This is a genomic window from Spirochaetia bacterium 38H-sp, assembly GCA_039023545.1.
Lineage (GTDB): Bacteria > Spirochaetota > Spirochaetia > Winmispirales > Winmispiraceae > Rarispira > Rarispira pelagica.
This window is the reverse complement of record JBCHKQ010000002.1, coordinates 385438-396725: the sequence shown is the minus strand read 5'-3', so window position 1 is coordinate 396725 and position 11288 is coordinate 385438. Positions and strand designations below refer to the sequence as shown.

Genomic DNA, 11288 nt, shown 5'->3' with positions numbered 1-11288 from the left:
TAAAAAGCAGGCAGCTTATGTTGCCTGCCAACACCTTAGTTATATATCTCAAGACTCATAGTAGAATCAGGAGAGCTTATATTTCTCACTGTTATAGGAGAAATCCAATCCTCATTGAGTTCTATGGCAATGATATCGGGATAGTCCGGAGAAGCAAAAAGATCCGTGATTTCTCCGCGTGTTCCACCTGCTGTCATAAGCTCAGAATTTTCATCAGCCTCTATGACCTTGACCCCCATCTTTCCGTCATTAACATAGGTATTATTGACTACATTATAACTCAGATATGACTGATTTATAAGCTCATTGTCCGTATGTATGGCAAGAATACCTTTTCCAGGTAAATAATCATCCCAAGTGGTTGAGTTTACCTTGCTATAATTTGCAAGATACAGATATTCCATATTTTGCGCATCATGCAGGGGAACTTTTACAACAGTGAGAGAAGAAAGATAATCAGGTAAGTCAAGAGCCTTGGCAAGAGGAATCACAGCACAGGACACAGGAATAAAAATGAGAGCAAAACCAATTACAAATACCGAAAGCTTTCTATGTATAAAAAACCAGTATACCATAAGCATAAAGAACAGCATTACTATCGCAGCAACAATAAGAGGAGAAAGTCCAGTAAAAAACGGCATAAAAGAAGCAAAATCAACAGTTACAACATTTCCCCAGCCAAGAAAATCAAGAGACCACGGATCAAGGGGAGCAGGAGTATCTCCTGGAGTTATACCCAGCCATGCCCCATGTCCCATTAGACTCCAGTCTCCAACCCCATCCGTAAGATTGGACGTATCGTATAAATCCGGCAGTCCCAGAGCATGGCCAAGCTCGTGAGCATAGACGCCAATAGTGGTGCTTGTTCCACCGCCAGAGTATTCTGGTACAAGAATATAAAAGTCCGATTCCACCCCATCAAACTCAGGACGAAAGTCATTATCTGAGTCAGAATATCCGGGATCCGTAAGCTGATTAAGAAGAATATCACCGTTAGCAGCATCCCAGTCATATTCTATCTGGGTTGCTGTTGCAATATTCCAGTGATGCGACCATATATCTGTGGAAGAACCGTTTTCCTCTCCTGTTCCGGGATGGATTACCACCACAACATCCAGAGAACCATCTCCGTTGTTATCATACTGAGAAAAATCAATAGCACTATCGGCTGCAAGCATACTTTCTATCACCATGGTACCAGCATATGTATCCAAAAGCTGACCCTTATATGTCTGATTGGTACCGTATGTATCATGAGCAGCAGAAAGAGTGATTCCCGATATTATATCAAAATTAATAATAAGCTTGCCACCTGACATATCGCTATAATAATTGGTAACACTAGTAAAAGCGGATTGTATGGTAGGTACACTTGATATTGCTTGATCAGAATACGACACAACAAGGACAGGTATTTTTACAGTACCTTTTGTAGGAAGACCTCCTGTTCCGGAGTTTGCGACCCTGGCAGGCTGTTCTCCGGTTATATAAGGAGTATCCGTCTTTGATGAGGGAAGCTGTCTTGTCTCTCCGCCATTTATAGGCGGCATTATAGCATATAATCTGACAAAAGATAAAAATAAAGCAGCAATAAAAAGTATTCTTATATTTCTCAAAAGATACCCTCTAAAATTGAAAAAAAAATCAAAAAACTCTATTCTTAATGTATAATATTTTTATAAAAAAATCCAATTATACTTTGAATAAGAGTATGAGAGAATTTATAGTTAATATGGGAGGAGGGCAATGGCTTTGGACGGAGGTACAGAAAAAAAGATTCTCATTGTGGATGAGTCAGAACAATTCAGAGAATATCTAGAAAAAAAACTAGGCGAGTATGGGTTTGAGATAATAAGTACGGCTAATGGGCTTGATGCTCTTGTAAAGATGCGCAATGAGCTCCCTGATCTTGTTATAGCCGATTATTTTATGTCCAGGATGGATCCGGATGAGTTTATCAACCAGAAAATGCAACATCCCAATACCAAGAATATACCTTTGATTCTTACATCCAACCAGATGGAAAAAACTACTATAGTTAAGCTGGCCAAGGCAGGAATAAGAAAAGTATTTACCAAGCCTGTAAAAATAGATGCCCTGTTAAAGGCTATCTCAGAACTCCTTGGAGTTAAGGTGATCCTTGATGATACTCCGTGTATAATAGAAGCTCATGTCAACGAAGGGATTATCTTTATAGAAATTGCTCAGGGGCTTAATAAAGAAAAAATAGAACTTTTGCGTTATAAGCTGGAAGAACTTTTATCTTTATATAAGATAAAAATACCCAGGGTGCTTGTACTTATGAGCAGTCTGGATGTGACGGGAGATGACTCCATAAAGCTTGCAACGCTTTTTAACATAATAATGGAAGTCACAAGAACAAAACAGCGTCTTGTAAAGGTTCTGACCAACAATTCTTTTATAAAAGACTATCTTGCCCGTAATGAAAACTTTAACAAAATTGAAGTTGCAGAATCTCTGGATAAGATAATGGACTCTCTTTTGGGAGAAAAGGCTGATGAATTTATAGATAAAGATACTCAGACAGTACAGGAGAACTTTCTTGCGTCGAGTCATACCGATACCGGCAAAGAAGAAAAATTCCATATGCGCTTTGATAGCGAGAGAGTTGAAGATACGGGAAATGAGCTTGATAATTATCAGAAAGCTCTCTCCAATATAGGTAAAAAACTTGTTTTCTGCGTTGTCGACGATGATATAGTCATCCAGAATATTGTAAAAAAGGTTTTTGGCAATACGGGAATAGATGTTAAGGCATATAATAACGGTAGGGAGTTTCTTGTGGATTCTCAGGCCATATCTTCCTGCAATCTTCTTTTCCTTGATTTGCTTATGCCTGAGATGGATGGTTTTACAACCTTGGAGATGCTCAAAAAAACAGGGGTCGATTTTCCTATTATAATTCTGTCTGCTCTTTCCAAAAAAGAGACAGTTATTAAGACGCTCCAATACGGGGTAAAAAGCTATCTTGTAAAACCGTTAAAACCGGATAGGCTTCTACGTAAAACAATAGAAGTTATAAAATCCAGTTTCTAGGAGAATGATGTGGATCATCTGAGCAGCTTATCGGCAAGTATACTAATCAATGTGCTGGAAAAAGCGCCTGTAGGTATGGTTGTGCTATCGGAGGAATCAAAGATAATTGCTGTTAACAATACCTTTGTAGAGCTTATAGATTGGAGCGAAGATGAACTTTCCGGTGTAAACTTTTGTTCTTTGGCATATCATGAGGATGAGCCTGTTTTGTCTTCTTTTATAGAAAAGCTTAGACAAACAGATAGCGGACAATCTTCTATATTATGTAGATTCTCAAGGCGTGACGGATTTGTTTACTGGTTTAGAATGTGGGCTTTTAAAGAGCAGGATAAAATTTTTATCTCTGTTTTTGATCAGACTAATCAGAAACTTACGGAGGAACAGCTTAAGAGAGAAAGAGAGGATGCAATAAGAGCAACTCAGTCCAAGTCTGCTTTTCTTGCAAATATGAGTCACGAGATAAGAACTCCTCTTCACACTATTCTTGGTATGGCAGAGCTTCTTAAGGATACCAATCTCGATGAGGAGCAGAGAGATTATGTGCAGCAGATTAGATTTTCCGGAGAGGCTTTGCTTGCTCTTATCAATGATATACTGGATTTTTCCAAGATAGAGGCTGGAAAACTTCCTCTTGAGGTTATTGACTTTGACTTGCATGAGGCTCTTGAGCAGGCAATATCAATGGTATGCCTGCAGGCTCATAAGAAAAAGCTTGAGGTAATACTTGATATAGATATGGATGTTCCCAGAGTGGTCAAGGGGGATCCTCTCAGGGTAAGACAGATTATGGTCAATCTTGCGAGCAATGCTGTCAAGTTTACTTCTGAGGGATTTGTAAAATGCAGTGCAAGGCTGGTTCAAAGATTGGATTCTACTGCTTGGATATTGCTGCAGATGCAGGATACTGGTATAGGTATTCCGGATGATAAGAAGGACAGGTTGTTTAGAGCTTTTTCTCAGATAGATGAGTCCACAACTCGCAGGTATGGTGGCACGGGACTTGGGCTTGCAATTTCAAGAAATCTAGTTGGTATGATGGGAGGAGAGATAGGTGTTATAAGTCAGGAGGGTATTGGGAGTACTTTTTGGGCTCTTATTCCTTTTCCTGTTATAAGTGACTATGATATTCCCAAGTTTGATGGGGATGCTGATAGCCTTCTTATTCTTGATGATAATGATGATGCCGCTGCTATTATCAGAAAATATATGTCTCCTTATTTTAAGAGAATAGAGCATGTTACCGGTGCAGAAGCGGCTCTTAAGCTTATGAGGGAGAAAGCTAATCGCGGAGAGATTTTTGATCTTGTGCTTGTGGATTTATGGCTTAGGGGTATGGACGGTTGGCAGTTTGCAAGTGAGGTTAACGCCGATAAGAGTATCAATGATACCAAGTTGATTCTTATGACTCCTATGGGTGAGAGTACTGAGGCTAAGATGAAGCTCTTGCACTGGTTTGATGCTTATATCTCTAAGCCTGTAAAGAGGGGAGAGCTTTATAAAAATGTTTTTAAGGTTCTGTCTGAGACTATGGAGCTTGATATTGTGGAGGAGGCAGATGGAAGAGATGTCTCTTCGCTTGCTGTTGGAGGATATCACTTGCTTGTTGCGGAGGACCATATTGTCAATCAGCAGCTTTTTCTCACTATTCTTTCTAAGATGGGGTATGATGTTGATATTGCAAATAATGGTCGGGAGGCTGTGGATAAAGGGCTTTCTGTAAATCCTGACCTTGTTTTTATGGATATGCAAATGCCCGAGCTCAATGGTATAGATGCAACTATAGAGCTTAGAAAGCGCGGATACAAAGGTCCTATTATAGCCGTGACTGCCAATGCCTTTAAAGAGGATAAGGAGCGTTGTATTGCTGCGGGAATGAATGATTTTCTTCCCAAGCCTTTTAAGAAAGATGATCTTGTGTCTGTATTGGCTAAGTGGCTTGTTCCCAATAACGAAAAAAAGGGCGGTAACCGTGAGGGTGACGCCCGTTCGGTATCTGTTATAGAAGAGTTGGAAGAACTTGAGGAAAATTCTGAGATCGGAGAATCTATGATAGAGGATAAGAATGTTTTTGATTATAAGGGTGCTCTTGAAGCGTTTATGGAGGATGCCGATGTTCTCAAAAATGTGCTTGCGTCTGTGTTGGATAAAATTCCTACTCAGATAGAGCTTATAAAACAGGCTCTTGATGACGGGGATATGGAGACTGTACGTACGGAGTCTCATGGTATAAAGGGAGGAAGCTGGAATCTCTGTATGAAGCATATCGGTGATATAGCGGCAAAGGTTGAGGCTGCGGCCAAGGATGGCGATGTAGAAAAGTGTCGCACTCTTCTGCCGGAGCTTGAGAAATCTTTTGAGCTTACTGGTAAGGTTATTAAGTCTTATCTCTAAGTCATTCTGCTTTTAGCAAGGTGCTTGTTCCCAATTCCTGGGGAATTTCTTTGTATAGCCACTCCATAAGAGATGCTTGTATGTGTGCCATTATGACGGGTAGTCTTACATAGTCAAAGAATATGTTTTCCATCTTGAGTTTTGATTGTGTTTTAAACTTTTGTTGTGCTTCTGTAAGTGTTGTGTTTATAAACCTGTCGTATTCTGAGAATTCTCTGCTTACGGCTGTTATGGCTTTTTTTTCTGTTTTTGTGCTGTATCTGTCCTGATACATCCCACAGAGGGAAAAGATGGTAAAAAGCGACATGTTCTCTTTTATATGTTCTATTCTTTCCTGTTTTTCTGGATATTGCTGCTTAAATGCTTTGTATTGTTTTGGTGCAAGGAATTTATACATGAGGTGTTTTCTTAGTACTATGCCTTTTCTTTTAAACAGGTCTTCTATTGCTTGTATTACAAGTCTGTTTCCTCTGTAATAACGTATTGTATTGAGTATTCTTTCTATTGCAAATTCCTCTTTTCTTTCCAGTAGCATTTCTGTTTGTTTGCATATGTCCTCAGGAAGTAAAGGGTTAACTTGTATGGACACCGAGGGTATTTGTTGGTTGTTTTTGTCGTATATTATGACTTCTTTTTCCCTGAATATTTCTTCTGTTTTTATAGTAGAATAGTATCCGTCGTGTTTTTTTGCTTCTGCCCGGAATTGTCTGGCGTATTTTTCTGGTATGTGTTTTTTTTCAAGCAGGTTATACATTCTTCTGGATATTCTAAGTCCGTCAATAGGAGAGGATGTTTCCATTCTTTTTGCTCCTATGGCTGGACCTCCTATTATATCAAAGTGTTTTAACTCCGGTGATCCCAGGTTTCCTAGACTTGCCTCTCCTATATCAGCACCGACTCTTATTTTTATTTGAAACAGAGCATTAAATGCTCTTGCAATTATCTCGTCTTCTCGCATAGCGGATAGTATTGAATATGCGTCTTTTATTGCGTTTTTTTCTTCTTGTGTGTTTTGCTCTTTTATTAATTCCGGGGCTGTTTTGTTAAATAGATTTACAGCTCTTTGCATTTTTATACAGGTATTAAAGAGTTTTTCCGCTATTTCACACTCTTCTTCTTCTGTTGTTGCATGCGGTTCATTCTGAGAAAAAAAACAGAACATCAGACTGTCCCCTTCTATCTTATTGAGTATGCCTTTGTTTTTTAAAAGGATGGATATCAATGCGGTAAATAGTCCGTTTAAGAGTATCTGATTTTCTTTGGGACTTAGAAATTTGGATAAAAAACTGTATTCTGCAATATCTGCAAAAGCTATGCCTGCTATTCTGGTTGTGCTGTCTTCTATATTTTCCAATGCTGTTTCTGTGAATGAAGGCATGAATTTGTCTATCAGATTTTTTCTTTTGTTTTCTGATTCCAGATTTTTTTGCAGTGCTTTTATTTTTATTATATCAGGATGCTGTGAGTCTATATAGTTGTTAAATCGTAAGGCAAGGTTTATATAGTCAGAGAGTTCTGTGTGGTCTTTATTGGTATTAGCCAGGTATTCTATGTGTTCCCTCAGTTCTGTTTCTGTAAATTTTGTTTTTGCCATATTGTTTCTCTGCGCTTCTTATTGTTCTTTCTTATATTATAATAATTAAAAAACAAAAGTGTATAATAAAGAACAAAATTTATATGGATTTTTATTTTTCTATGAGATATTATTTTATTAAAAATCGTATTTACGAGGAGTTTTCATGATTTCCATCGCTGTGTTATCTTCGGATTCCGAAATCAACGAATATGCCATAGAAGTATGTGAGAAATTTAGGGGTTTTTTTGTTCCAATACTTTGCGAGGATAATATAAAGGCAATAGAGATATTAAAGTACGATCTCCCGGATCTTGTGCTGATCAATATTTCTGATAAGGAGATAGATTCCGATTCTATTCTGGATTCTATGAAACAGGACCCATGGCTGCATTACGGTGGAGTGCTTATTGTGCATAAGAAAAAGGATGAGGAGAAGGCGGAGGCTCTTGCCAGGCAGGTAAACAGTATAGGTAATATACAGAGAAAAGAGTTTATAACTTATTTCTATCGTGCATTAAAGCTTGTTTTACAGAATAAGCAGATATTGTTTCAGAGGCATTTTCAGGAAGTCCTCTTAGGAGGGATGAGCGGCGAGCTTGTTATGGAAAACGATCCATTTGATGCAAAGACTTATTCTAACCTTGTGAGCAACTTTTTGTATAATGCTGGTTATATAACCTTTGAGAAAAAACAGCAGCTTGTTGTTATTCTTTTTGAGCTTCTTATCAATGCTATAGAGCATGGCAATTGCCGGATAGATTATGAGGAAAAGACTAAGTGGCTGATGGAGAAGGGAGATATTCTTTCTCTTATTCAGGAGAAAAAGAATGATCCTGAGATAAGAAGAAGGCGTGTTTATATTTCTTATGAGATTGGTCAGAAAAGAAGTGTTTTTACTATACAGGATGAGGGTGATGGATTTGATTGGCAGACTTATATAGAAAAGGTAAAGAAGGAACCTGAGTTTAGCGGTGAGTTGCATGGCCATGGTATACGTATGGCACTTAATTACAGCGATAATATTTCTTTTAATGAGTCAGGTAATACGGTTTCTTTTTCTATAAGCCATGATGCTGTAGAAAAAGGATCACTTGTTCCAGGAATATTTTCCAGACGACAAGTGATGGATTTTAATCCAGGGGAGGTTGTTTTTTCGGAAGGAGAGCCTTCCAATTATTTGTATTATATTGTATCAGGCAAATTGGATGTCTATTCGGAAGGGCAGTATCTTTCTTCTCTTACTCCTGCCGACATGTTCTTGGGAGAGATGTCTTTTCTTCTTAACAATAGACGCACTGCAACAGTAATTGCCAGGGAACCTTCCAGGTTGATACAGGTTTCCAAGCAGGATTTTGTAAATGCTATTAAAAATAATCCGCATTACGGCATTTTTTTATCCAGACTTATTGCTCAGAGGCTTAACCGACTTAACAGCAGGGTTGCCAGGCTAGGAAAGGATTAGTTTTTTCGATAATCTCTTGATGATAATCCTTTTTTTATTTACTATTATTTTAAGCTTTGATAAAGGAGCTTTTTTGTGAGTGATGTTAAGCTTGAGGGTATAAAACCTGATGGAAGCCCGTATAAGATTCTTATAGCTGATGATTCTATTTTTGTTACAAAGCAGCTCAGACAGATTCTTACCTCTGCTGGCTTTGAAGTTGTCGGAGAGGCCAATACTGGAGAAGAGGCTGTTGAGAAGTATAAAGAGCTTGCTCCCAATGTAGACCTTGTAACTCTTGATATTACAATGCCCAAGATGGACGGGATAACCGCTCTGGAAAAGATTATGGAGTTTGATAAGTCTGCGAGGGTAATAATAGTAAGTGCTCTTGGACGAGATGATCTTGTAAAAAAAGCTCTTATGCTGGGAGCTAAGAACTTTATAGTTAAACCTCTTCAGAGACAGAAGGTGCTTGAGAGAATTCTTCTATCTCTTTCCTGATAATTTTTTTTCGTTTTAAATTTTAAAGTGATATCCCTCTTTCTTCTGTCATATTTTATGGAAGGACAGGAGGGATATCATGAAACAGGTCATAAAAATAGATAAAGAAAAGTGTGTCAATTGTCATAGGTGCATATCTGTATGCCCTGTGAAATTCTGTAATGATGGAGCAGGGGACTCTGTCCATCTAAATCCTGATCTGTGTATAGCTTGTGGTGCGTGTATCAAGGCTTGTAGTCACGGAGCACGTTATCCTGTTGATGATTTTGACGAAGCCATGGAGCTTTTAGCAGCAGGAGAAAAAGTTGTTGCAATTGTTGCACCTTCTGTGGCTGCCAATTTCCCTGATTCTTATCTTTCTTTAAACTCATGGTTAAAGGAAAAAGGGGTTGCAGCTGTCTTTGATGTCAGCTTTGGCGCAGAACTTTGTGTGAGATCATATCTCGAGTACTTAAAAACAACGGACAGATATCCTGTGATAGCTCAACCATGTCCGGTCATTGTAAATTATATAGAGCACTATCAGCCTACTCTTATCCCGTATCTTGCGCCTGCACATAGTCCTATGATGCATACCATAAAGATGATAAGAACTTTTTACAAGAAATATGCCGGACACAGAGTTATTGCTATATCTCCATGTGTTGCAAAGAAGCATGAGTTTGTTTCCTGCGGAGAAGATGTATTAAATGTAACCATGTTTTCTCTGGCAGGATATTTATCCGATAATTCTGTGGATTTATCTTTATATCCGAAGATAGATTATGACAATGACCCTGCAGAGCGTGCAGTGCTTTTTTCTTCTCCTGGCGGACTTACTGAGACTGTAATAAGAGAAAACCCGTCTTTGAGAGATAGGATAAGAAAGATAGAAGGTGCACACACTGTCTTTTCTTATCTTAATGAACTTACGGATATTGTAGATACCGAATATAGTCCTGTACTTGTGGATTGTCTTAACTGTGAGCTTGGGTGTAACGGAGGTACAGGTACTCTTCTCTATAAAGAAAAGCGCGATGTGCTGGAATATAAGATAAAAAAGAGGGCTGAGGATGCTAGAAAAAGATATTTGTCACGGCTCCCTTTTAATGAAGAACCTTCAAGGGTTCTCAAAAATACCATATCAAAGTATTGGCAACCTGGGATATATATGCGCGAGTATAAAGCAAAATCAGAAGATATGGAAAGTCTTGTGCTTGATGTAGATGATTCTGTTATTGTTGAGATATATAAGGAACTTAAGAAGGATTCTGAAGCAGATATAAAGAATTGTTCTGCTTGTGGTTATCGTTCTTGCAGGGAGATGGCTATAGCCATATATAATGGTCTTAATCGTGCTGATAACTGCTATCTGTATAGGTTAAAGCAACAGGATGAGTCCAGAATGCAGCTTATGGAAGAAAAAGTCTTTCATCAGGAACTTATAATGGCATTACATACTGTTATAGAAGGGTTCCGCCGTGCTGTGTCAGCTCTTGATACAGATGTTATGCTTTCTTCTGCACGGGCTATAGAAACAGCAAGAGAAAGGCTTTTGCGTTCTGTAGAAGAGATGGTGTCTGCTCTTACAAAAAGTCAGATAAACATAGATTCGGCTTCCTCCAGAATTGCGATGATAAAGGAACAGATAGATGTGGCATCTGTAAAGGTGGAAAAATTGAGAGAGCGCTCTTCTTTTATAGCAGATATGGTAAAGCTCATAACAGAGGTTGCGGATAGAACCAAGCTTCTTGCTTTAAATGCATCCATAGAGGCTGCTCATGTAGGTGAGCTTGGAAAAGGATTTGGTGTTATTGCCGGAGAGATAAGAAAGCTTGCACATGAGACTATAGATTCGAGTAAGGCGGTAAAGGAGGTTGCGTCTGAGATTTTGGAGGATATACGCGAGGTAGAAGAATATGCAAGCAGGGAAAAAACAGGTATACGGGAGAGCACCGATGCTGTAACTGAGATTACATCTGCCATACAACAGCTTCTGCAGGAGTCTATTGCCAGCAAAGAGCTTCTTAACAGGATAGAGTTGTCAACAAGACAACAGGAGGATTTTTTCCAGAATACGGCTGCAATAATAGAGCAGATGCTGCATACTGCAGAGAAATCCCTGGAGTCCAGGGGCGGGGATGTAAATGTCATGGAGCTCATGGGGCTTGCTGAGCAGCTTGGGGTCAGTGTTGATATTCCCTCTTATAATTGATAAACTTATATTGTTTTGCAACCGGAGGGAGAATGCAGTTTAAAGCACCTCGCAGCACAGCTGTAAAAAAGTCAAAAAGCATAAAAAAGTCAAAAAAATTAATTTTCTTGCACGCTTTGCGATTG

The 11288-nt window shown here is 38.8% G+C and carries 7 protein-coding genes; 5 read left to right on the top strand and 2 right to left on the bottom strand.

The genetic code is table 11. The features are described from left to right. Nucleotides 1-35 precede the first annotated feature (35 nt). Nucleotides 36-1616: a M6 family metalloprotease domain-containing protein gene (locus tag WKV44_05675; protein ID MEM5948025.1), complete on the bottom strand. Its 1581-nt coding sequence runs from the start codon at nt 1614-1616 to the stop codon at nt 36-38. Between the two features lie 130 nt (nt 1617-1746). Between WKV44_05675 and WKV44_05670 the strand changes: the two genes are divergently transcribed. Beyond that, entirely contained in the window at nt 1747-3057 is a 1311-nt protein-coding gene (locus WKV44_05670) for a response regulator (protein ID MEM5948024.1), read from the top strand. A gap of 9 nt (nt 3058-3066) precedes the next feature. Then, a complete protein-coding gene (locus WKV44_05665; GenBank protein MEM5948023.1) occupies nt 3067-5448 on the top strand; it encodes a response regulator in 2382 nt (793 codons plus the stop codon). Between the two features lies 1 nt (nt 5449). Here the strand turns inward: WKV44_05665 and WKV44_05660 are convergent, their stop codons facing one another. Next, nucleotides 5450-7042 carry an adenylate/guanylate cyclase domain-containing protein gene (locus WKV44_05660; GenBank protein MEM5948022.1) on the bottom strand — a complete coding sequence of 531 codons (1593 nt, stop codon included), beginning with the start codon at nt 7040-7042 and terminating at the stop codon, nt 5450-5452. A gap of 145 nt (nt 7043-7187) precedes the next feature. Here WKV44_05660 and WKV44_05655 point away from each other — a divergent pair, with 145 nt between their 5' ends. The 3 genes from WKV44_05655 (at nt 7188) to WKV44_05645 (ending at nt 11163) form a co-directional block, all read left to right on the top strand. Next, nucleotides 7188-8486 carry a cyclic nucleotide-binding domain-containing protein gene (locus WKV44_05655; protein MEM5948021.1) on the top strand — a complete coding sequence of 433 codons (1299 nt, stop codon included), beginning with the start codon at nt 7188-7190 and terminating at the stop codon, nt 8484-8486. Between the two features lie 75 nt (nt 8487-8561). Continuing rightward, nucleotides 8562-8969: a response regulator gene (locus WKV44_05650; protein MEM5948020.1), complete on the top strand. Its 408-nt coding sequence runs from the start codon at nt 8562-8564 to the stop codon at nt 8967-8969. A gap of 79 nt (nt 8970-9048) precedes the next feature. Then, nucleotides 9049-11163 carry a [Fe-Fe] hydrogenase large subunit C-terminal domain-containing protein gene (locus WKV44_05645; protein MEM5948019.1) on the top strand — a complete coding sequence of 705 codons (2115 nt, stop codon included), beginning with the start codon at nt 9049-9051 and terminating at the stop codon, nt 11161-11163. Nucleotides 11164-11288 lie beyond the last annotated feature (125 nt).